Origin of the sequence: Salinivibrio kushneri, assembly GCF_027286325.1 — a bacterium.
GTDB lineage: Bacteria > Pseudomonadota > Gammaproteobacteria > Enterobacterales > Vibrionaceae > Salinivibrio > Salinivibrio kushneri_A.
The window spans coordinates 1,882,918-1,904,387 of record NZ_CP114588.1; the positions used below are offsets into that span (position 1 = coordinate 1,882,918).

The 21,470-nt window shown below is 50.2% G+C and carries 19 protein-coding genes and 2 tRNA genes; 16 read left to right on the plus strand and 5 right to left on the minus strand.

Annotated elements, in window-relative coordinates:
* Nucleotides 1-330 precede the first annotated feature (330 nt).
* Together N8M53_RS08890 and yvcK are read left to right on the plus strand one after the other, a co-directional pair.
* Nucleotides 331-903: an LON peptidase substrate-binding domain-containing protein gene (locus N8M53_RS08890; protein WP_269578514.1), complete on the plus strand. Its 573-nt coding sequence runs from the start codon at nucleotides 331-333 to the stop codon at nucleotides 901-903.
* Nucleotides 904-1,107: 204 nt separating this feature from the next.
* A complete protein-coding gene (gene yvcK / locus N8M53_RS08895) occupies nucleotides 1,108-2,040 on the plus strand; it encodes a uridine diphosphate-N-acetylglucosamine-binding protein YvcK (RefSeq protein WP_269578515.1) in 933 nt (310 codons plus the stop codon).
* Here the strand turns inward: yvcK and N8M53_RS08900 are convergent.
* The 3 genes from N8M53_RS08900 to uvrB all read right to left on the minus strand — a co-directional run bounded on the left by N8M53_RS08900 (nucleotide 1,972) and on the right by uvrB (nucleotide 6,129).
* Entirely contained in the window at nucleotides 1,972-2,331 is a 360-nt protein-coding gene (locus tag N8M53_RS08900) for an Hpt domain-containing protein (protein ID WP_269578516.1), read from the minus strand. The genes yvcK and N8M53_RS08900 overlap by 69 nt on opposite strands.
* 13 nt (nucleotides 2,332-2,344) lie before the next feature.
* A complete protein-coding gene (gene luxO, locus N8M53_RS08905; RefSeq protein WP_269578517.1) occupies nucleotides 2,345-3,793 on the minus strand; it encodes a quorum-sensing sigma-54 dependent transcriptional regulator LuxO in 1,449 nt (482 codons plus the stop codon).
* A 308-nt stretch (nucleotides 3,794-4,101) separates the two neighbouring features.
* Complete coding sequence (gene uvrB, locus N8M53_RS08910; protein ID WP_269578518.1) at nucleotides 4,102-6,129, minus strand: excinuclease ABC subunit UvrB; 2,028 nt, start codon at nucleotides 6,127-6,129, stop codon at nucleotides 4,102-4,104.
* A gap of 745 nt (nucleotides 6,130-6,874) precedes the next feature.
* Between uvrB and N8M53_RS08915 the strand changes: the two genes are divergently transcribed.
* From N8M53_RS08915 to gloA, 10 genes are all read left to right on the plus strand, one after another.
* Nucleotides 6,875-6,950 (plus strand) — tRNA-Asn (locus N8M53_RS08915).
* Nucleotides 6,951-7,091: 141 nt separating this feature from the next.
* A tRNA-Asn gene (locus N8M53_RS08920) sits at nucleotides 7,092-7,167 on the plus strand.
* A gap of 336 nt (nucleotides 7,168-7,503) precedes the next feature.
* Nucleotides 7,504-8,088, plus strand: a complete 585-nt coding sequence (gene rsxA / locus N8M53_RS08925; RefSeq protein ID WP_046075315.1) for an electron transport complex subunit RsxA — start codon at nucleotides 7,504-7,506, stop codon at nucleotides 8,086-8,088.
* Nucleotides 8,085-8,660 (plus strand): electron transport complex subunit RsxB, encoded by a 576-nt coding sequence (gene rsxB, locus N8M53_RS08930; protein WP_077667735.1) that lies wholly within the window; start codon nucleotides 8,085-8,087, stop codon nucleotides 8,658-8,660. The genes rsxA and rsxB overlap by 4 nt, the downstream gene beginning before the upstream one ends.
* Nucleotides 8,660-11,113 carry an electron transport complex subunit RsxC gene (gene rsxC / locus N8M53_RS08935; protein WP_269578519.1) on the plus strand — a complete coding sequence of 818 codons (2,454 nt, stop codon included), beginning with the start codon at nucleotides 8,660-8,662 and terminating at the stop codon, nucleotides 11,111-11,113. The genes rsxB and rsxC overlap by 1 nt, the downstream gene beginning before the upstream one ends.
* Nucleotides 11,114-11,118: 5 nt before the next feature.
* On the plus strand, nucleotides 11,119-12,198 hold the full coding sequence (rsxD, locus tag N8M53_RS08940; RefSeq protein WP_269578520.1) for an electron transport complex subunit RsxD: 1,080 nt from the start codon (nucleotides 11,119-11,121) through the stop codon (nucleotides 12,196-12,198).
* The gene (gene rsxG, locus N8M53_RS08945; protein ID WP_269578521.1) at nucleotides 12,195-12,833 is read left to right on the plus strand and encodes an electron transport complex subunit RsxG; all 639 of its coding nucleotides are present in this window, start codon (nucleotides 12,195-12,197) and stop codon (nucleotides 12,831-12,833) included. The genes rsxD and rsxG overlap by 4 nt, the downstream gene beginning before the upstream one ends.
* Nucleotides 12,830-13,528, plus strand: a complete 699-nt coding sequence (locus tag N8M53_RS08950) for an electron transport complex subunit E (protein WP_077667731.1) — start codon at nucleotides 12,830-12,832, stop codon at nucleotides 13,526-13,528. Before rsxG ends, N8M53_RS08950 begins: the two co-directional genes overlap by 4 nt.
* A gap of 17 nt (nucleotides 13,529-13,545) precedes the next feature.
* Nucleotides 13,546-14,187 carry an endonuclease III gene (gene nth, locus N8M53_RS08955; protein WP_077667730.1) on the plus strand — a complete coding sequence of 214 codons (642 nt, stop codon included), beginning with the start codon at nucleotides 13,546-13,548 and terminating at the stop codon, nucleotides 14,185-14,187.
* 44 nt (nucleotides 14,188-14,231) lie between these two features.
* A complete protein-coding gene (gene gloA / locus N8M53_RS08960) occupies nucleotides 14,232-14,648 on the plus strand; it encodes a lactoylglutathione lyase (RefSeq protein WP_077667729.1) in 417 nt (138 codons plus the stop codon).
* A gap of 115 nt (nucleotides 14,649-14,763) precedes the next feature.
* On the opposite strand, the gene motY is transcribed toward gloA, so the two are convergent.
* Nucleotides 14,764-15,672 (minus strand): flagellar protein MotY, encoded by a 909-nt coding sequence (motY, locus tag N8M53_RS08965; protein WP_269578522.1) that lies wholly within the window; start codon nucleotides 15,670-15,672, stop codon nucleotides 14,764-14,766.
* Nucleotides 15,673-15,880: 208 nt separating this feature from the next.
* Between motY and rnt the strand changes: the two genes are divergently transcribed.
* The 3 genes from rnt to N8M53_RS08980 all read left to right on the plus strand — a co-directional run bounded on the left by rnt (nucleotide 15,881) and on the right by N8M53_RS08980 (nucleotide 20,116).
* Nucleotides 15,881-16,549, plus strand: coding sequence for a ribonuclease T (gene rnt / locus N8M53_RS08970; protein WP_269578523.1), 669 nt, complete (start codon nucleotides 15,881-15,883; stop codon nucleotides 16,547-16,549).
* Nucleotides 16,550-17,049: 500 nt separating this feature from the next.
* The gene (locus N8M53_RS08975; RefSeq protein ID WP_269578524.1) at nucleotides 17,050-18,339 is read left to right on the plus strand and encodes an outer membrane protein transport protein; all 1,290 of its coding nucleotides are present in this window, start codon (nucleotides 17,050-17,052) and stop codon (nucleotides 18,337-18,339) included.
* Between the two features lie 454 nt (nucleotides 18,340-18,793).
* A complete protein-coding gene (locus N8M53_RS08980; RefSeq protein ID WP_077667727.1) occupies nucleotides 18,794-20,116 on the plus strand; it encodes a Na+/H+ antiporter family protein in 1,323 nt (440 codons plus the stop codon).
* 103 nt (nucleotides 20,117-20,219) lie between these two features.
* On the opposite strand, the gene grxD is transcribed toward N8M53_RS08980, so the two are convergent.
* Nucleotides 20,220-20,558 carry a Grx4 family monothiol glutaredoxin gene (gene grxD, locus N8M53_RS08985; protein WP_077599178.1) on the minus strand — a complete coding sequence of 113 codons (339 nt, stop codon included), beginning with the start codon at nucleotides 20,556-20,558 and terminating at the stop codon, nucleotides 20,220-20,222.
* A 282-nt stretch (nucleotides 20,559-20,840) separates the two neighbouring features.
* Between grxD and sodB the strand changes: the two genes are divergently transcribed.
* Nucleotides 20,841-21,425, plus strand: coding sequence for a superoxide dismutase [Fe] (sodB, locus tag N8M53_RS08990; RefSeq protein ID WP_074212241.1), 585 nt, complete (start codon nucleotides 20,841-20,843; stop codon nucleotides 21,423-21,425).
* The last annotated feature ends 45 nt before the right edge of the window (nucleotides 21,426-21,470 follow it).

Consider the following 21,470-nt stretch of genomic DNA (forward strand, 5'->3'; position numbering starts at 1 on the left):
TTAACCGCTAACGCGGTGTTGATGTTAAAAACACCTCTTTAATAGCCTCCAAATGGAGGCTATTTTTTTTGTCTTTATACCGCGACGCTGACGACGAGTCAGGGCGTAATCCTACTCACGGGCGACCGCAAAGCGAGTGAGTGAGCGTTTGCACAATGCGTTATCGCGAGCGGATTTGCGTTGCAAATTGCGAGTTCTCGCTCTCAAGCGCTACGCAATCGCGACATCACGATGCCGAACCGCTGGTATACTGGCGTTTCAAAAAGTAGGCACCCCTTTTGCAATATCTAGATTACTAGACCAACGTCATTGCTTGTCAGGGGGTGTCACATGGGACAATCCACACCAATTTTGTTTAATGATCGCCACATCTTGCCTGGCGGCCGGATGCCTCTTCGCATCCCAGCGGGCGACTCGTTAGACACACTGGTATTCGCGTTAAAGCATGGACTCCCTATCGGAGTGTGTATGGCGGAAACACAAGCCCAGCGCTCTCACGTGGATATTGGCACCTTTATTGAGATTGAGGACTATACCCGAAGTCAAGAAGATGGCTGCTTGGTGATAACGGCACGGGGAACAGCACGCTTTGCTATCCAAGCATTTAACCAGCAGCACAACCACATCTTGTTTGCCACGGTAAACGCATTACCCCGCTGGCCTGATTGTCACGTCGACAAACAAAGTGAGCCTCTGGTCGAACGCTTACAGTCAATGTTTGAGCGCTACCCTGAATTACAACAAATGCACAGAGAAACCGAATTCTCTAACTTGACGTGGTTATGCCAGCGCTGGTTAGAACTGTTGCCACTCCCCACTGGGGAAAAGCAACAGTTAATGGCAAACAGCTCCTGTGTCGCCACACGGGATTACCTGTTGAGTATGATGCAAGATCCACACTAAACCGTTTTTATTGCTGCCTTGCTATTTGCCCTGTTTATTCATCTGCTTGATTGGGCGAGGTAACGCGACGCGTTACCTCTTTTTTTCTTCACCTTTTTATCCCACTTCCCTGATTTGCTCACACTTTACGGCTCCAACAAATACCTTGTCGCTCACGCATCAGGTAAACTAGGCGGCATTGATTTTTTCTCAGGAAACTAAGCGATGACCCAAAACGTTTCAGATCAGCATTCACAACGTATCGTAGCGATTGGTGGCGGACATGGTCTGGGGCGCGTCTTATCGGCATTGGGAGCCTATGGCGAGCAGGTAACAGGCATTGTCACCACAACCGACAACGGTGGGTCAACTGGCCGTATCCGTGCCTGCCAAGGTGGAATAGCTTGGGGCGACATTCGTAACTGCCTCAACCAATTAATCACCGAGCCCTCGGTCGGCTCCATGCTGTTTGAATATCGCTTTAAAGGGAAAGGTGAGTTGAACGGGCATAATTTGGGCAACCTGATCCTTACCGCACTGGATAACCTCTCAGTCCGTCCGCTTGAAGCTATCCAACTTATTCGCGATCTGTTAGATATCCGTCCCAATTTGCTACCGATGTCTGAGCATCCTGCTGAGCTTGCCGCGTTAACGCCAGAGGGTGAGACAGTGTCGGGAGAAACACATATTGATGAGCTAAGCGCTCCCCCGACACGTCTCTTTTTGTCCCCAACCGTCCCCGCGACCCGCGAGGCCATTGAGGCTATCGAGCAGGCTGACTTGATTTTGCTCGGCCCTGGCAGTTTTTTAACCAGCGTGATGCCGCCACTACTGGTTCCCGAACTCGGCCGTGCGTTAAAACATACGCAGGCCAAACTGGCGTTTATTAGAAACCTTGGCAAGGAAATCGGGCCGGCGGGTGACATGTCATTAGCCACTATGCTTGCTTGGTGTGAGCGCGCGATGGGTGGCCAAACCATCGATATGGTCATTGGTGAGCAACATGCATCGCAGCTCGCTACACGTTACCAACAAAAAGAGGCCAGTTTGGCCTCCTCAAATCATCATTGGCGTCATGACAGGGATAAACTACGTCAAGCTGTTGATGAAATTTTGCTCGACGGCCATTTCTCGGTAGGTAGAAGCCGTCCCTCGTAACATCTCGGTCAGCTCATCAAGGTGATGTGTCATCCAATCTTGTTGGCCTTGTTTCACCCGTGATTCACACTCACGCGCCATCTCGGCCAGATCATCCGCACCAAAACTGGCTGCACTGCTTTTTATCGCATGGCTGATCTCACGAACTTGCTCTATCGACGGAGAACCAGACAATTGAGAATGGTATTGGGATAGCTCGTCGCTAAATACAGTGAGCAAAACCGTCACCGTATCCTCGCCTACTTCTGATTTCAGTCGACGTAATGTTTCAGTATTTACTGTGGTGGCCATACATCCATTCCTATCATTCATGCGCCGCAGATTTTTGCCAAGCTTGTAGTTTTCGATACAAGGTTGAAGGGCTAACTTCAAGCAACCCCGCTGCTTGCGGGATATTGCCATTACACACGTCGATCGCGACTTCAATAGCACGTTTTTCCGTTTTCCATAATGGTTCTATATCGGCTTTCATCACCACTGGTGATGATGGCTTGACCGGCTCGAGAGTGGCTGACCCGCTGTTCACCGCTTCCGATCGCGTGTTATCTCCTGTAGATGCAATTTCAGCACCAGAACCGCGAGCGACTGGCGATGGTAGCATCTCTTTGCTGACTTCTTCACCGTTATGCAACACCACAATGTTACGGATCACATTTTGCAGCTGCCGAACATTACCGGGCCAGTCGTAGCGAAGTAGCTGAGTAGTCACTTCATCACTAAAACGACAAAAATCTTTGCCTTCTTCCGCGGAAAATAGCGCGAGCAAGGCATTGGCAATGGCGATCACATCGTCTCCACGCTCTCTTAAAGGGGGCAACTCGAGTGGTATGACATGCAATCGGTAGTAGAGATCTTCCCGAAATTTCCCTTGTTGTACTTGGAGCCAAGGGTCGCGATTGGTAGCACAGACAAATCGGACATCCACCGACTTAACTTGCGAGGAGCCGACCTTTTGAAAACTCCCCGTTTGAATGAAACGTAGCAGTTTGGATTGCAAATCCATATCCATTTCGCAAATTTCATCCAAAAACAGGGTGCCGCCATTGGCCATCTCAGCTGCACCTTCACGCTCAGACGCAGCGCCAGTAAAGGCCCCTTTCACATGGCCAAATAACTCGCTTTCAATCAGGTCTTTAGGAATCGCTGCGCAATTAAGTGCAATAATCGGCTTGTTACTTCGTGTACTAGCAGCATGAATAGCTTCTGCGCACACCTCTTTACCGGTTCCGCTTTCACCTGTAATAAATACCGTGGCTTTACTGGGCGCAGCCGATTCGATCACACGGTATACCGCCTGCATCGGCAGACTACGACCAATAAACCCGTGATATTCACTTTCCTGTTTGGTCGCCTTCCCCGGATGACTCGGTTTGGGCTTGAGCGACTTATTGACCGTGACACGTAACTGGTCAGCTTCACAAGGCTTGATTAAAAAGTCATTAGCACCATGGCGCATGGCATCAACAGCGGCATCAATGGAGCCATGAGCAGTCATGATAATCACAGGTAAGTTGGGCGCGACCGCTCGCACTTTGGCAAGCACATCGATGCCCGACATATCCGGCAGGCGTAAATCTAAGATCATCAGTGCTAACTGATCGCCTTCTTGCTCGAAAAAAGCCATCGCATCCTGCCCTGTCCCTACAATGGTGACATCCACATCTAAGGGGTTAAGGTAGGATTTATATAACGCCGCAACCGACGCAGTGTCTTCCACCATCAATATTCGTTTACTGGGTGATAGAGCTGGCATGTATCCTCCAAGAATCGCATCGCGGCGTGTAGCGTTAACTCACTCAGTTGCACGAGCGTATGCGAAATGCGTTGCATTATGCAATTTTGCAACCATTGTAGCTGGGCTGGTCCGTTAAAACCACACGTTTTGTCGATGTAATCACTATCTTTTATTTTTGGCACGCCAAATGCATCTATTCCAGTGACCCTCAGGGGTCACCTAGCCAACTGACGTTGTTTGTGAGTTTTCACTCACTGAAACACTGTAGCCAACCTGTCATTTAGGTTGGCTTTTTTTTTACCTTAAAGCGGTGATTTTTCACCCCATTAACTGTTAACAATAAATTGCTCACGCAGTGCTTGTAACTGATCGCGCAATTGTGCCGCGGTTTCAAACTCAAGGTTCTGGGCCGCCTCAAACATCTGACTTTCTAGTTTTTTGATTTCAGCATCAATTTGTTGTGGTGACTTCAACGCATAGTCCGCATCAGGCTCAGCAACGGCACGCAACGACTTGGCTGCTGGTTTTGCGGTTTTACCCCGTTTACCCGTGCCTATCTCCATCACGTCCATCACTTTCTTGTTCAATTTCTGTGGCGTGATGCCATGCGCCTCATTATGTGCAATTTGCTTCGCCCGGCGTCGCTCCGTTTCATCAATGGCGCGTTTCATCGACTTGGTGATCGAATCGCCATACAAAATCGCTTTACCGTGAAGGTTACGCGCTGCACGGCCAATGGTTTGAATCAATGAACGTTCAGAGCGCAAAAAGCCCTCTTTATCCGCATCCAAAATCGCAACCAAAGACACCTCCGGCATATCTAACCCTTCACGAAGTAAGTTAATCCCGACTAAGACATCAAACTCACCAAGACGGAGATCCCGAATAATTTCCATGCGTTCCACCGTATCAATATCGGAGTGAAGGTAACGCACTCGCACATCATGCTCTTGCATGTATTCGGTTAAGTCTTCGGCCATGCGCTTGGTCAAGGTCGTCACCAGCACGCGTTCGTCTCGCTCTCGACGCGCGCGCACTTCGGAGAGTAAATCATCAACTTGGGTCGCAACGGGACGCACTTCTATCTCCGGGTCGATAAGACCCGTCGGACGCACCACTTGATCAATGATATCCGACCCTGATTTCTCAGCCTCATAATTACCCGGTGTGGCAGAAACATACACGGTTTGTGGCGCGAGTGCTTCAAACTCATCAAATTTTAGCGGCCGGTTATCCAACGCTGAAGGCAACCGAAACCCGTAGTCCACCAAGGTCTCTTTACGCGAGCGATCGCCTTTGTACATGGCACCAATTTGCGACACAGTGACGTGTGACTCATCGATGATCAACAACCCATCAGCGGGTAAATAGTCAAACAAGGTTGGTGGTGGTTCGCCTTCTGCTCGACCACTCAAATAACGCGAGTAGTTTTCGATACCCGAGCAATAGCCCAACTCATTCATCATCTCAATATCAAACTGCGTTCGCTGTGTGATGCGCTGCTCTTCCAGCAGTTTGTTATGCTCCAGCAGTGTTTTTTTACGTGCCGATAGCTCCATTTTTATCTGCTCGACCGCTTCGAGAATACGCTCTCGTGGGGTGACATAGTGCGTTTTAGGATAGATGGTGCAACGGGGCATGTCTTTGACACTCACCTGCCCCGTTAAGGGATCAAACACGCTAATGGTTTCCACCTCGTCGTCAAACAGCTCCACCCGTATGGCATCTTTGTCCGATTCGGCCGGAAAGATATCGATGACTTCACCGCGAACGCGAAACGTTCCGCGCTCAAAGGCCATATCATTGCGGGTGTACTGTAATTCAGCGAGACGTTGCAAAATGGTACGCTGGTCGAGCAAGTCACCACGACGGATGTGAAGCATCATTTTTAAATATGAATCGGGGTCGCCCAAGCCATATATGGCAGAGACAGAGGCCACAATCACCACATCACGGCGTTCCATCAACGCCTTGGTCGCCGACAAGCGCATCTGCTCGACATGATCATTTATCGATGCATCTTTTTCTATGAAGGTATCCGTCGACGGAACATACGCCTCTGGTTGATAATAATCGTAGTAAGAAACGAAATACTCTACCGCGTTGTCAGGAAAAAACTCGCGCATTTCCCCATAGAGCTGAGCAGCCAAGGTTTTATTAGGTGCCAATATCATCGTCGGGCGATCGAGCTCAGCAATGACATTAGCCATTGTGAACGTTTTCCCCGACCCTGTTACCCCCAGCAACGTTTGATGGGCAAGGCCGGCCTCTAACCCTTCACACAGACGATGGATGGCCTCAGGCTGATCGCCTGATGGCTTAAAAGCAGAATGCAGCGTAAATGTTTTACTCATGAAACTATCCTGTTTGGGGCTGACCACGATGTCCAGCATGGGGCGCTAAAGCGAAACATCTATTGTCCTGACTCGCCCTACGGAGTCAACGATTGCGGTTAACTACTGACAAACCACCAATTGCGATCTTTTTCGTCTTGAGTGCTTGATCTCATGAGGGTGTCTAGGTAACCTATCGTTCCTCTTTTGGCATGCAGTCAATGCATCCAGCCTCTCTAAGCGAAGACAAAGCGCTAAGTAACTATAGTGCTATAAAGATAAAGCCTCTGAATCATGCGTTTTCGCGCACATTTCTACTGAACATTTTCCCTTATGACTGTTTTATCCCCGATACTCAAGGGTTGAACAAATAGCGACCTGTGCATAATCCACGATCGATTTTTTTTCAAACTTATTGCGTTAAAAAAAGCACACCCACTAAAAATCAACACCTTACAGCTATCTCCCTACCTACCATGGCTGCATCAAGCTTGTATAAAATCAGTCATATAGTTAGTTGATCAAGATCCACACACATGGTTATCCACAGAATCTGTGGGTAACCGCTGAGAGCCCTTTCAGAATCGGCTGTGTAAAAAGTCAAGACAAAACTAGCCTCTATGCTCAATCAATCGCCACTATGATGTTTTTATCATCGTCGCTGGCTAGCTTTTCAGCAGTCGATTGAAAAGACAGATTTTATTGCTTCTCATGAGTTGACACCTTTCGAGGTGCTCGCTAACATTCGCCCCGTTCTCAAGGCAATTCCCCCTTAGTTCAGTTGGTAGAACGGCGGACTGTTAATCCGTATGTCGCAGGTTCGAATCCCGCAGGGGGAGCCACTATCTTGAGATAAGATAGACATCGCAAAAGTGAGCACCCGTTCTGCTACGCAGAATATGTCGCAGGACTAGGCGTCCCCGTCTAATCCCGCAGGGGGAGCCACTATCTTGAGACACCACAGAGCACAATAGCAATACAATTCCCCCATAGTTCAGTTGGTAGAACGGCGGACTGTTAATCCGTATGTCACTGGTTCGAGTCCAGTTGGGGGAGCCAAATTTATGTCCGATGGCAAATTTAGTTCTTCAGACTAATCGTTCTGCAATGCGGAATATGTCACTGGGCTGGGCGCCCCCGTTGAGTCCAGTTGGGGGAGCCAAATTTATGTCTCTCTTCTCCTTGACCTGTCCCACGCTTTTCATTACCTCATTACACACTCTTACCGTGATCGCACACGCTACGCTGCCACTACCCTTAGAATGAGGTACGTGAGTAAAGCGTCACTAACAGCTTACAGCGAACCAAGCAAAAACCCTGCTTGATGGCGGTTGTTATAGCCGCCTCAAAGGTCGATAATAGGCAGATCACAAAAACATTAAATGATTAAACAGCATGGCTGAGTATTTGTTGCTACTGGTGGGCACGGTATTGGTCAATAACTTCGTACTGGTGGAGTTTTTGGGCCTGTGTCCATTCATGGGCGTATCAAAAAAACTGGAAACAGCAATTGGGATGGGGCTTGCCACAACCTTCGTGTTGACCTTGGCATCAGTGAGCTCGTATCTGGTTGAAACCTATATTCTTATCCCACTTGATCTCGGATACCTCCGCACACTGAGCTTTATCTTGGTGATTGCCGTGGTGGTGCAGTTCACGGAAATGGTGGTGCATAAAACCAGTCCAACACTGCACCGACTACTGGGCGTATTCTTACCTTTGATTACCTCAAACTGTGCGGTACTTGGGGTGGCCTTGCTCAATGTGAAACAACAGCACAGCTTTATCGAATCGATTATTTACGGTTTTGGGGCGGCCTGTGGTTTCTCGCTGGTGCTGGTTTTATTCGCTGCAATGCGCGAGCGCATTGCAGCCGCTGACGTACCCGCGCCTTTCAAAGGCGCGTCAGTGGCAATGATTACCGCTGGATTAATGTCGCTCGCCTTTATGGGCTTTACAGGACTGGTGACTTTATCATGAGTGGAATAGTGATAGCGGTGGTCGTGCTTGCCGCGCTTGCCGCCATATTCGGTGCAATCCTAGGTTTTGCCTCGATTCGCTTCAAAGTGGAGGCGGATCCTATTGTCGATCAAATTGATGCCATTCTGCCGCAAACGCAATGTGGCCAGTGCGGTTACCCTGGCTGTCGCCCCTATGCCGAAGCCATTGCCAATGGCGATGAGATTAACAAATGTCCGCCAGGTGGCCAGCAAACCATTGAAAATCTGGCAGATCTCATGGGCGTAGAAGCCACCGAACTTGCTCATGATGAGGAAAAAAGCATTAAGACAGTCGCCTTCATCCACGAGGAAGATTGTATTGGCTGTACCAAATGCATCCAAGCCTGTCCGGTCGATGCGATTGTGGGTAGCACCAAAGCCATGCATACCGTGATCGAACAAGATTGTACCGGGTGTGATTTATGTGTCGCCCCCTGCCCGACCGACTGTATTGAAATGATCCCCGTTCAAGACACGCCTGAGACTTGGAAATGGCAACTTGAACAAATTCCCGTTGTAGATGTAACCGAGCGTCAGGGAGCACGAGCCTGATGGAAAGCCTGATAGAACAAATCAAACATGGTCAAATATGGGATTTTCATGGGGGGATTCATCCGCCTGAGCACAAAACCCAATCTAATCAGGGGGAAGTTTTACCAAACATCGTCCCTACTGAACTTGTGATACCGTTAAAACAACATATCGGAAGCAAGGGGAAATTGCGCGTTAGCCAAGGTGATCACGTACTCGCTGGTCAGGCGCTTACCGAAACAGATATTCAACAATGTGTGCCTGTACACGCGCCCACTTCTGGGGTAGTAGTTGCAATTGAAGATAGAACTATTGCACACCCTTCGGGCTTATCCGACCGTTGCGTAGTGATTCAGCCCGACGGTAAAGATACGTGGGGACCAAAAACAGCTTTACCCGCATACCGAACTCAACCACCCGAGCAGTTGATCGATCACATTCGCTCCATGGGTATCGCCGGGATGGGAGGTGCAGGCTTTCCAACCGCAAGAAAATTGCAAAGCGGCTTGGCGCGTACGGAAGTACTGATCATCAACGCCGCGGAATGTGAGCCTTATATCACCGCCGACGACCGTCTGATGCAAGACTGCGCAGACGAAATCGTCGCAGGCATACAAATCCTCAATCACATCGTGAAGCCTAAGCTATCCGTGATTGGCATTGAAGATAATAAGCCAGAGGCTATCGCGGCGCTTAAAGCCGCGGTGGAGTCCGTTGATGAGGACATCCTCATCCAAGTGGTGCCTACCAAGTACCCATCTGGCGGTGAAAAACAACTGATTCAAATCATCACCGGTAAAGAAGTCCCAGCCAAAGCCTTTCCCGCCAGTATTGGCGTGCTTATGCAAAACATTGGTACCACGTATGCGATCAAACGTGCTGTGTTAGATGGCGAGCCGCTGATCAAGCGTGTGGTCACTTTGACTGGGAAAACGCTTAAAACCCAGCAAAACCGGTGGGCACTTCTCGGTACGCCAATTGGCGAATTGTTGGCGCATCATGGCTATAAAGCAGAGAAAAAGCTGCCACGGGTGATCATCGGAGGCCCGATGATGGGCTTTACCGTTCCCCACACACAAGTGCCTGTCACCAAAACGACCAACTGTGTGCTGGTGCCCACACGTAAAGAAATTTCCCCAGCCAAGCAAGAAATGGCATGCATTCGTTGCAGTGCCTGTGCCGATGTCTGTCCCGCTCACCTTTTACCTCAGCAATTGCAGTGGTATGCCAAAGATCAGGATTACGACAAGTGCCAAGACTATGATCTCTTCGATTGTATTGAATGCGGCGCCTGTGCCTATGTGTGTCCGAGTGAGATCCCATTGGTTCAATACTATCGCCAGGCCAAAGCGGAAATTCGTGAAATTGAAGCGGAAAAAGAAGCCGCCGAGCGCGCACGTCAGCGCTTTGAAGCCAAAAAAGCGCGCATGGAGCGTGAAAAGCAGGAACGAGAGGAAAAACATCGCAAAGCCGCGGAGCGTCGCAAAAAAGCCGCGCAACAAAACACGGGCTCCGATGATGCACTGAACGCGGCAGTGGAGCGGGTGAAAGCGAAAAAAGCCGCACAAGCGGCATCGAGCGATGTCAAACCTGCCGTCGCGGCTGCGATCGCCCGAGCGAAAGCGAAACAGGCCGAAGCGGCGCAAGCAGGCAGTGATGAGCCAGATAACAGTGAAATGATGAAATTACGCGAAGAGCGTAAACGTCAAGCGCGTGAACGTAAGGCGGCGAAAGACGCGCAAAAAGCCTCAGCAACCGCTGATTCACAGGCAACATCCGACAACACCGACAGTCAAGACGGCAAGAAAGATGCGGTCGCTGCCGCGATTGCCCGTGCCAAAGCACGCAAGGCCGCCCAGCAAGGTGATGCCAACTCAGAGTCGACACCGGCTGCCGAACAATCATCCGCCTCAGACGATGCTAAGGCACAAACGGATGACGCTGGCGATAAAAAAGCCGCTGTCGCAGCCGCGGTTGCCCGTGCCAAAGCACGTAAAGCCGCACAGCAAAGTGATACCAACTCAGAGCCGACACCAGCTGCCGAACAATCATCCACCTCAGAAGATGCTAAGGCACAAACGGATGACGCTGGCAATAAAAAAGCCGCTGTCGCTGCCGCGGTCGCCCGTGCCAAAGCGCGTAAAGCCGCCCAGCAAGGTGATGCCAAGGCACAACCCGATACGGCTGCCGATACGTCATCCGATGCTGCGGACACCGCGTCTGCAGCTGACGAGACTAACGATAAAAAAGCCGCTGTCGCAGCCGCGGTTACCCGTGCCAAAGCACGTAAAGCAGCACAGCAAGGTGACACCAAGACACAACCTGAGACGGCTGCCAATAAGCCACCCGACAACGCTGCGGACACCGCGTCGGCAACTGACGAGGCTAACGACAAAAAAGCCGCCGTCGCGGCAGCAGTTGCACGCGCCAAAGCGCGTAAAGCGGCAAAACAAACACAAGAAGATAAGGAATAACCCACGTGGCGTTTTTCATTGCAAGTTCACCACACGCCCACAATAAACGCTCTACCAGCCATATCATGCTGACAGTGCTCCTTTGTGCTCTGCCCGGTTTGGCGGCACAGTGGTATTTCTTTGGCTGGGGCGTGTTTGTTCAACTAGCCTTGGCGGTTATCACGGCATGGTCAACCGAAGCGTTGGTCATGCGATTGCGCCGTCGCCCCGTAATGGCTTACCTTCGCGACAACAGCGCCCTCCTCACCGCGTTTTTATTAGCCGTCGCGATCCCACCGATGGCACCTTGGTGGGTGATCGTCATTGGTACCGCGTTTTCTATTATTGTTGCCAAGCATATCTATGGCGGGTTGGGACAGAACCTCTTCAACCCTGCCATGGTTGGCTATGTCGTACTCCTCATCGCTTTTCCGGTGCAAATGACCACTTGGTTGCCGCCGGAGAGCCTCGCCACCCATAGTTTGACCATTACCGATACCCTCGCGGCGATTTTTGGCGGCTATACCTTAGATGGTTTTAGCGTCAACCAGTTACGTATGACTGTGGATGGCGCCACCATGGCAACGCCTCTGGATACCATTAAAACCGCGCTCGCGGGCGGCCAAACCGTCAGTGAAGCCTTGCAGCAGCCCATTTTCTCAGCACTCGGTGGTAAAGGTTGGGCGTGGGTGAACACCCTTTACCTACTCGGTGGCTTGGTGCTTATCCAACGAGGCATTATCAATTGGCATATTCCGGTCGCGGTACTCGCTGCCTTGCTCTCATGTTCACTGCTCGGCCACTTGATCGCGCCTGATCAACTCGCCTCGCCCCTGATTCACTTGTTGTCTGGCGCGACCATGCTCGGGGCGTTTTTTATCGCCACCGACCCGGTGTCAGCCTCCACCACCGACCGTGGCCGCTTATGGTTCGGGGGCCTGATTGGGGTGTTGGTGTATTTAATTCGTACTTGGGGCGGCTACCCAGATGGCGTTGCATTCGCGGTGATCATTGCCAACTTGTGCGTCCCTTTGATTGATTATTACACCAAGCCAAGAACGTATGGGCACGCCAACCGCCATGCGGAGAAGAAATCACAGTCATGATTGATACCATAAAAAAACATGGGGGCATTCTCGCTGTTGCTGCCCTCTTGTCGACAGCACTGGTTGCGGTCACTCACGCGCTAACTGAAGATACCATTAAAGAGCAGCAGCAAATCCAATTATCAAAAGCGCTCAACCAGGTGATCCCTGAAAGCAAGCACGATAATGCGCTTCATCAAAGCTGCCGCCTTATCGAAAATAAGGAAGCACTGGGCACCGATGACGCCCAGCCTTTTTATGTTGCCACCTTAAGCGGTGAGGTCAGCGCCGTTGCCATTCAAGCCATCGCGCCTAATGGCTACAATGGTGCCATCAAGGTATTGATTGGCATGGATGCCACCAGCCATCAGGTGCTGGGTGTGCGGGTGCTCGTGCATAACGAAACCCCAGGGCTGGGAGATAAAGTAAGCTTGCGGGTGTCAGATTGGATCCGAAGCTTTAGCGGCAAAACGGTCACCAGCGAGGAGGATACACGTTGGGCGGTCAAAAAAGACGGCGGGCAATTTGATCAATTCACTGGCGCCACCATTACCCCGCGCGCGGTTGTCGGCGCCGTCAAAAAGGCGGCTTGGTTTGTGAGTCAACACCAAGAAGCTCTGATCAACCAACCGGTTAATTGCGGAGGAGCGTCATGAATAGCGCCCACAAAGAGCTAATGAAAAATGGCTTGTGGAGTAATAACCCAGCGTTTGTGCAGCTACTGGGTTTGTGCCCACTGTTGGCGGTATCCGCTACCGTCACCAATGCACTTGGCCTAGGGATCGCGACCTTGGCGGTACTGGTCGGCTCTAATTTAATTGTGTCACTGATTAGGGACTGGGTGCCCAAAGAGGTGCGCATTCCTATTTTCGTGATGGTGATTGCTTCATTGGTTACCTGTGTTCAACTAGTCATGAATGCGTATGCTTACGGCCTTTATCAATCACTGGGGATTTTTATCCCATTGATTGTGACCAACTGTATTATCATCGGCCGTGCCGAAGCCTTTGCCTCCAAAAACCCTGTTGGCTTGTCGGTGAGTGATGGTTTTTGGATGGGCACCGGCATGACCGTCGCCTTGGTGGTGCTCGGCGCTATTCGCGAAATCATCGGCAATGGCACCTTGTTTGACGGCGCCGATCTCTTGCTCGGAGATTGGGCTGCGGCATTGCGGATTGAAATTTTTCAATTCGACACCAAGTTTCTACTAGCGATATTGCCACCCGGCGCGTTCCTCGCGGTCGGCTTTCTGATCGCATTGAAGAACATCATTGATACGCACCTTGCCAGTAAAACAGAAAAAGACGACAAGCCAGTGATTGAGCGCGCGCGTGTGACGGGTAGTCAATGATCCACAGGATAAGTTAAATGAATAAAGAAAAACGACGACACATTCTGGAGCGCCTGCGCGATAACAACCCAAATCCGCAAACGGAACTCAACTGGTCAACCCCTTTCGAGTTGCTAATCGCGGTGTTACTGTCTGCGCAAGCGACTGATGTCAGTGTCAATAAAGCCACCGATAAACTCTATCCGGTGGCCAACACACCAGAGGGATTATTGGCTCTAGGTGTTGATGGGGTGAAGTCTTATATCAAAAACATCGGCCTGTTTAATTCCAAAGCCGAGAACGTGATTAAAACCTGCCGCGCCTTGATTGAGCAACACAATGGTGAAGTGCCAGAGAGTAGAGAAGCGTTGGAAGCTCTGCCTGGGGTGGGAAGAAAAACCGCTAATGTCGTGCTTAACACGGCGTTTGGCTGGCCAACCATCGCTGTCGATACCCATATTTTTCGCGTGTCTAATCGCACCAAATTTGCGATGGGTAAAAACGTCAATGACGTGGAAGAGAAACTGATCAAGGTGGTGCCTAAGGAATTTAAGGTCGATGTGCACCACTGGCTAATTCTGCATGGACGCTACACCTGCCTAGCACGAAAACCTCGCTGTGGCAGTTGCATCATTGAAGATTTATGTGAGTACAAAGAAAAAGTTTATCCAGATAGCTAACGCCATCGAAGGCGAGCACTGGCAAGCAAAAAAGGAGCAACGTCATGTCAAACGGCAGAATTCTACACACCATGATCCGCGTCGGTGATCTAGACCGTGCTATCAAGTTTTACACCGAAGTAATGGGAATGCGTTTGTTACGCACCAATGAAAACGAGCAGTATAAATATAGCCTCGCGTTTGTCGGCTATACCGATGAATCAGAAGGTGCAGTGATTGAGCTGACCTACAACTGGGGCGAAAGCGAGTACGATCATGGTAACGCCTTTGGCCATATCGCGATCGGTGTGGATGATGTTTACGCGACCTGCGATCAAATTCGTCAAGCGGGCGGCAATATCACCCGCGAGCCAGGCCCCGTCAAAGGCGGTAGCACTGAAATCGCCTTCGTGACTGACCCTGATGGCTACAAATTGGAGCTTATCCAAAACAAAAGTGCCTCTGCGGGTCTGAACGGCTAATACAGCAAGACAGGTCACAAAGAAAAGCCCGGCATCGTTCGTATGCCGGGCTTTTTCGTGCTGTCTTGGTTTTATCACCGCATGTGCTTTCTGCGATAACGTCTGCGGCTATCGCCTACAACAAGGTTCTTCCCAACGAAATCACTACACGGCGATTTTTGCTGCGTCCAATCGGGTCATCGTTGTCGGCAATCGGGCGACGTTCGCCATAGGCCTCAACGGTAATTCTATCTTCAGGCAACCCCAGCGAGGTGAAGTAGTCGCGCAATTTTTTCGCCCGCCGCTCTGACATTTGCTGATTGGCTTCCCGTGTGCCACGTGCATCTGAATATGTCGCCACTAACACAAGGTCGATATCATCACTATAACGAACAAATTCCGCTATCTGTGTAAGTCGCTGGCGGCTGGCTTTGGTCAGCTCATCGCTATTTTCTTGGTAGCGCAACACCGTAAAAGAAATGTCCTCAAACGCATAAGGCAATAACTTATTCAGACACCGGCTGAATTCATTATATGGCGAGCCAAATGCCACCGCCGACAACGCCACATCCACTTGTCGCTGCTGACGCTGCCAATCTTTAAAGCTAAACGTAGGGAACCGACCTGCTTCTAGCTCACTCAGCATCGCCCACGCAGTTTGGCCGCCCACATACCCATCGAATTGCTTGAAAAACTTGAGCTGATCCATATAGCGTGCCGGTTCACCAGGCATCCAGTCTGCGGGCATGGAAAGCAATGATACCTGCGCGGTCTCACCCATTGGCCGCTGCATGTCGAGTGAGAAATCGAGGTTCATATCTTTGCTCGCGCGCGAGGTAAACGAGGCCTGCCCATACCCTGGCACGTCATGCTCTAGTCGGCACTCAATGGGTGTATCAATTGTCACTGTCCAGTTCGACTCTCCCAACGATGCCACGTATTGCTTGTTGGCAGACGCTTGGCTGGGCAAAAGCAGACCAACACATGACAACACCACCACTGGGGTAAAGCGCCATTTTATTAAATCAACAGGACAAAACGCCATTACAGACTCCGTACGTCGCGTGATTCTGTTTCACGCACAGTTAACTGCTTGCAAGATTGCGTACGCCACCGCTGGGACAGTGACCGAAACATGATTAAGACACAAACAAATGATTATAAAGTTATCGACGCGTTACACGCCGACTTTAGCTTAACGCCACTATTTGCGATAATCACGCTTTTCTTATTGTTAGTAAAGTGACATCAGCATGAGCCAAGCAAGTGATCCAAACAGTCTCAAAGCCCGATTCCGTGGTTATTTCCCTGTCGTTGTCGACGTTGAGACAGCCGGCTTCAATGCCCAAACCGATGCACTACTAGAAATATGTGCCGTGACCCTAAAAATGGATGAGCAGGGCTGGCTAATGCCAGACAAAAAACTGCACTTTCATGTCACCCCGTTTGAAGGTGCCAACCTAGAGCCAGCCGCCCTAGAGTTCACCGGCATCCGTGACCCTTATAGCCCACTACGCGGCGCGGTTGATGAGGGCGAAGCCTTGCGGGAAATCTTTAAGCTGATCCGTAAAGAGCAAAAAGCAGCAGAATGCCAACGCACCATTATGGTTGCTCACAACGCCAACTTCGACCATAGCTTTGTGATGGCCGCCGCCGAGCGTGCGCAATTAAAGCGTAATCCGTTCCACCCTTTCGCCACCTTTGATACCGCCGCTCTAAGCGGACTGGCACTCGGACAAACGGTATTGGCGAAAGCCTGCCAAACAGCGCAAATCCCGTTTGATAATAAAGAGGCACATAGTGCGCTGTATGATACCGAGCGCACCGCTGAGCTATTCTGTGAAATCGTCAACCGTTGGAAACGTTTGGGCGGTTGGCCGCTTCCTTCCTCCTCGGAGAGCACAGAGTCCCCCTCTACCTAATCGCGCTAATAGAGAGACCACATACGCACAGTCAGTTCGGCAACAACGCAACCTTTGCGTTGCTACCGGCTCTGCATGATTGACGCCATACGTGTTCACAAACCACAAAAAGTTCAGCTTATACTTGTTAACAATTTGTTTGCGGTCACATTTTCGTGATCTTATTTTGGCCTTTATTTGGCCATCAGACTAACCACTATTAAACAGGCACATGAGGAGTGAGCGACAAAATATAAATGTAAAAATCACGTTAAATAGGGGCTGAACATAGTTATTACTCAAATAGAGTTTTTACTTAAAACAACCGATAGAAACAATGTCAGCCTAACCAGGTGAAATACCGTGTTACCAGTTTTGAAACCAACCTTTAACAAACGTGAAATTGGTGCCACTATTGAACCTGTAGAACATCCGACCACTTCTCTCGCCCACGTAAGATGGGCACTGAAGCGGCGGCCCCAAAGAACAAGAAGCTAATTAACAAAGGAGTGAGGCGCGTTATGTCATCACTATTTAAGAAATCGCTAGTGGCAACCAGTTTATCTTTGTTAGCCGTGCAAGCACACAGTGCCGGCTTCCAAGTATCAGAAACCTCGGTATCCGGTTTGGGGCGTGCTTTTGCCGGTGAAGCCGCTATCGCAGATAATGCCGCAGTGGGTGCACGCAACGCCGCTGCCCTAACTCGTTTTAACACCACCGCGTTCTCGGGCGGCTTAAGCATCATTGACCCAGATGTGCATGCAGATGTGGATGCAACAAGCTCTACGATGGAAACGGACGCAAAAGATATCGCCCCTACTGAATATGTGCCTAACATTCATATTATCCAGCCGATTGATGACAAATTAGCGGTGGGCTTCTCTGCCTTCTCGAATTTTGGTCTATCAACCGACTACCCTAAGGACTTCTACGCGGGGTCAATCGCGGGGTCAACCGAACTGGTGACCATGAATTTTAACCCTAATATTGCTTATAAGCTCAATGATCAGTGGAGCATCGGTGCCGGTATCAGTGCTATTTATGCCGATGCTGAACTAAAACGCCAAAAAGGTGCATTAGCAGGTACCGTTGGCGGAAGCCCAACAGATCAAGCAGCTAAGCTTGCTGGGGATGGTTGGGGATTCGGCTGGAATCTTGGCGTCCTTTGGGAAGTCAATGAAGATAATCGATTTGGTTTGACCTATCGGTCTCAAACCGATGTCACCCTTGATGGCAAGTTTACGGATGGTTTGGCAGCGCTTGCAGGTGGCCCAACTGGAGGAGGCCCAGGTACTAAAGTAGATGGTGAGTTGGAACTTAATTTACCTGAAATCATCGAGTTCTCTGGCTTTCATCAGTTAAACCAACAAATCGCTGTTCATTATAGTGCCATGTACACTGGTTGGGATAGCCTAAAAGAGCTGAAAGCAACGGGTTCAGGGTGCTCTGCCAATAACAATGTATGTTTCCAAAAAGAAGAAGACTGGGACAACAGCTGGCGTTATGCGCTGGGTGCTACTTATACCATGGATGAGCACTGGGCGTTCCGTGCGGGCTATGCATACGATGAAAGCCCTGTACCTGCGGAAAAACGCACGTTAAGCATTCCTGATTCAGACCGTCACTGGTGGAGCTTAGGAACAACCTATACAGCGAATGATAATCTGTCGGTTGACCTCGGTTTCGCTTACTTAGACGGCGATCAAGTTGATGGTACGGAAGCACTAACTAGTACGACCTCGTCTGATACTGATTTCTCAGCCGGTGGCGATGCGTACATCTATGGTCTGCAGCTGAACTACTTGTTCTAAGCCCTGCTACTTAGCCATAACCCAATGAACCGGCCGACTGAGGCCGGTTTTTTTGATCGAGTCGCTGATGCTAGTGACAACTGCGGGGGTAAGCGATGGCTCGGCGCTATCATGGCACAACGCGACCAAGCCCCGCACACAGACATGCCGTGAACCCATCCCTGGGGGCGCCGCCGCGCCGTCCTTGGCGCGGAGGGTCTGCTTAGCGGCACTTGGTCGCTACTGATCAGGATCGCCTTGTATTGCCACACACCGGCGAACGCTTACCTCCTATTTGTCTACTTTACTGGTCGCGACTTTTAGCAAGGCTGACAAGCATGAAAGAAAGTAACCAAAAAAGCCGATTTCCCCTCGACACGGACAAATTTTTGCGCAAACTGGGTAGCTTAATTACAAAACCAGAGATATCCCTGCAGTGAAGCTGCAGCCACAACACCCATAACAGGAATGTTTAATGAACCCGGTAGTCATTTCAGTCTGCGTCATGCTGGCATTGGCGCTTATGCGTGTAAATGTCGTTGTCGCGCTCACGTTCAGCGCCGTCCTTGGCGGCTTGGTCGGTGGTCTTAGTATTTCCGACACCATTAGTGCTTTTGAGGGCGGACTGGGTGGCGGTGCCACCATTGCCCTGAGCTATGCGATGCTCGGCACCTTTGCCGTCGCTATCAGCCGTTCTGGGATCACGGATGTGCTTGCGCACTCGGTGATCCGCAAGTTAAACGCGCGTCCAACCGATGCCAACACCGCCACCTTTAAATATGTTGTTTTAGTCCTTTTAGGCCTGTTAGCGATTTCGTCGCAAAATGCGATTCCGGTCCACATTGCCTTTATCCCTATTGTGATCCCTCCACTATTGCATGTGTTCCAACGCTTAAAGCTCGACCGTCGATTGGTCGCTTGTGTGCTTACTTTTGGCTTGATCATGCCCTATATGGTGTTACCGGTCGGTTTTGGCGGCATCTTTTTGAACAACATTTTGCTCAAAAATCTCAATGACAATGGCTTAGATGTGGTCGCGAGCCAGGTTCCTACCGCGATGCTGTTGCCTGCTGCGGGTATGGTCGTTGGCCTGTTGATCGCCACCTTTATCAGCTACCGTCAGCCACGCCAATACAGTGAAAAAGACGTCTTAAGCGCTGAGCCGGAAAACCAAGGCATTCAATCGCGCAACTTGTGGGTCGCCGCGATTGCCATTGTTGCCGCATTAAGCGTACAGCTAATGGCCGGCTCAATGATTGTGGGCTCGTTGGCTGGTTTTATGGTGTTTACCTTTGGTGGCGTGATCCGCTGGAAAGACACCCAGGATGTGTTTACCAAAGGCGTGCACATGATGGCGATGATTGGCTTTATCATGATCACCGCCGCGGGCTTTGCCGCCGTCATGAAAGCCACGGGTGGCGTGGAATCCTTGGTCGCGTCCCTATCTGGCTCAATTGGTGAGAATAAGCCACTGGCGGCCTTTTTAATGCTGGTGGTAGGACTTCTGGTCACCATGGGGATTGGCTCGTCATTCTCGACCATTCCCATTATCGCTACGATTTATGTGCCACTCTCACTGGCATTCGGTTTTTCACCGATGGCAACGATTGCGTTGGTTGGCACCGCAGCAGCGCTAGGTGATGCAGGCTCGCCAGCATCTGACTCCACCTTGGGCCCCACATCGGGGCTGAATGCCGACGGTCAGCACGAGCATATTTGGGATACAGTCGTCCCCACCTTTATTCATTACAACTTGCCCTTGATTGTCTTTGGTTGGCTTGCCGCCATGGTGCTCTAAGCGGATGTTCTAAAGCCATAAAGTGTGTTTTAACGCATTGATGAAGACGAAAAAGCCACGTCCATGACGTGGCTTTTCAATGTCTGTCACATCAGTAACAGCGTTATTCGTTTTCGCTCGCATCACGGCGCTCGGCCGCTTCTTTGACCAATGGCTGTAGCTCACCTTTTTGGAACATTTCCAGAATGATGTCACAACCACCGACCAATTCACCTTCAATCCAAAGTTGTGGGAAGGTTGGCCACTGCGCGTATACAGGCAGCTCTGCGCGGATATCTGGGTTTTGTAACACATCCACATAAGCAAATTTTTCGCCACACGACATAAGCGCTTGAGAGGCTTGTGACGAAAAACCACAGCTTGGCAGTTTTGGCGACCCTTTCATGTAAAGCAGAATCGCATTTTCTTCGATTTGCTGCTTGATTTTGTCCGTTGTTTCCATTGCTTCCTCGAACACTGTCTGTGAATCTTGCCTTGATTCTACTGGTTAACAAGCCGGAAAAAAATGCCTAAATCTTTTGTGGGATTAGGCATAAAAATTTTACTGCGATCCTTTTAATAAAGTAAAAACTTGCTAAACTACACTCAGCAAAACGAAAATAGTAGCCACACCCGATGCTTAGGTGCTGAGTTGTTCGCGTGAGCATTCATGGCCAACAACACACATGAGCACCGGTGATGGACTACAGGAAGCACTCTCACGATAAAAACGGAGATATAAGCAATGTCATTCCAACTACCAGAACTCCCTTTCGCAAAAGATGCACTAGAACCACATATCTCAAAAGAAACCTTGGACTATCACTACGACAAGCACCACAACACCTATGTAGTGAAGCTTAATGGTCTGATTGAAGGGACTGATTTTGAAGGTAAGTCACTGGAAGAGATCATCAAAACCTCTTCAGGCGGTGTATTCAACAATGCCGCGCAAGTGTGGAACCACACCTTCTACTGGCACTGCCTAAGCCCTAACGGTGGCGGTGAGCCAACCGGTGACGTTGCGGACGCAATCACTAAAGCGTTTGGCTCTTTCGACGAGTTTAAAACTCAATTCACCAACGCAGCAGTTACCAACTTTGGCTCTGGCTGGACCTGGCTGGTGAAAAAAGCAGATGGCTCAGTGGCGATCGTCAACACATCAAATGCCGAAACCCCACTGACTCACGACGGTGAAACGCCACTACTGACTGTGGACGTTTGGGAGCACGCTTACTACATCGATTATCGTAACGTACGTCCAGACTATCTGGCTGCCTTCTGGAAGCTGGTTAACTGGGACTTCGTCGCGAAAAACTTCGCAGGCTAAGTCAACTGACGACAACAAGCTCGAAGCTAGGAGGCGTTTATCGCC

Bases quoted from the DNA above. Each gene is read 5' to 3' on its own strand.
- N8M53_RS08890 (WP_269578514.1), top strand. From the start codon at position 331: ATGGGACAATCCACACCAATTTTGTTTAATGATCGCCACATCTTGCCT.
- yvcK (WP_269578515.1), top strand. From the start codon at position 1,108: ATGACCCAAAACGTTTCAGATCAGCATTCACAACGTATCGTAGCGATT.
- N8M53_RS08900 (WP_269578516.1), bottom strand. From the start codon at position 2,331: ATGGCCACCACAGTAAATACTGAAACATTACGTCGACTGAAATCAGAA.
- luxO (WP_269578517.1), bottom strand. From the start codon at position 3,793: ATGCCAGCTCTATCACCCAGTAAACGAATATTGATGGTGGAAGACACT.
- uvrB (WP_269578518.1), bottom strand. From the start codon at position 6,129: ATGAGTAAAACATTTACGCTGCATTCTGCTTTTAAGCCATCAGGCGAT.
- rsxA (WP_046075315.1), top strand. From the start codon at position 7,504: ATGGCTGAGTATTTGTTGCTACTGGTGGGCACGGTATTGGTCAATAAC.
- rsxB (WP_077667735.1), top strand. From the start codon at position 8,085: ATGAGTGGAATAGTGATAGCGGTGGTCGTGCTTGCCGCGCTTGCCGCC.
- rsxC (WP_269578519.1), top strand. From the start codon at position 8,660: ATGGAAAGCCTGATAGAACAAATCAAACATGGTCAAATATGGGATTTT.
- rsxG (WP_269578521.1), top strand. From the start codon at position 12,195: ATGATTGATACCATAAAAAAACATGGGGGCATTCTCGCTGTTGCTGCC.
- N8M53_RS08950 (WP_077667731.1), top strand. From the start codon at position 12,830: ATGAATAGCGCCCACAAAGAGCTAATGAAAAATGGCTTGTGGAGTAAT.
- nth (WP_077667730.1), top strand. From the start codon at position 13,546: ATGAATAAAGAAAAACGACGACACATTCTGGAGCGCCTGCGCGATAAC.
- gloA (WP_077667729.1), top strand. From the start codon at position 14,232: ATGTCAAACGGCAGAATTCTACACACCATGATCCGCGTCGGTGATCTA.
- motY (WP_269578522.1), bottom strand. From the start codon at position 15,672: ATGGCGTTTTGTCCTGTTGATTTAATAAAATGGCGCTTTACCCCAGTG.
- rnt (WP_269578523.1), top strand. From the start codon at position 15,881: ATGAGCCAAGCAAGTGATCCAAACAGTCTCAAAGCCCGATTCCGTGGT.
- N8M53_RS08975 (WP_269578524.1), top strand. From the start codon at position 17,050: ATGTCATCACTATTTAAGAAATCGCTAGTGGCAACCAGTTTATCTTTG.
- N8M53_RS08980 (WP_077667727.1), top strand. From the start codon at position 18,794: ATGAACCCGGTAGTCATTTCAGTCTGCGTCATGCTGGCATTGGCGCTT.
- grxD (WP_077599178.1), bottom strand. From the start codon at position 20,558: ATGGAAACAACGGACAAAATCAAGCAGCAAATCGAAGAAAATGCGATT.
- sodB (WP_074212241.1), top strand. From the start codon at position 20,841: ATGTCATTCCAACTACCAGAACTCCCTTTCGCAAAAGATGCACTAGAA.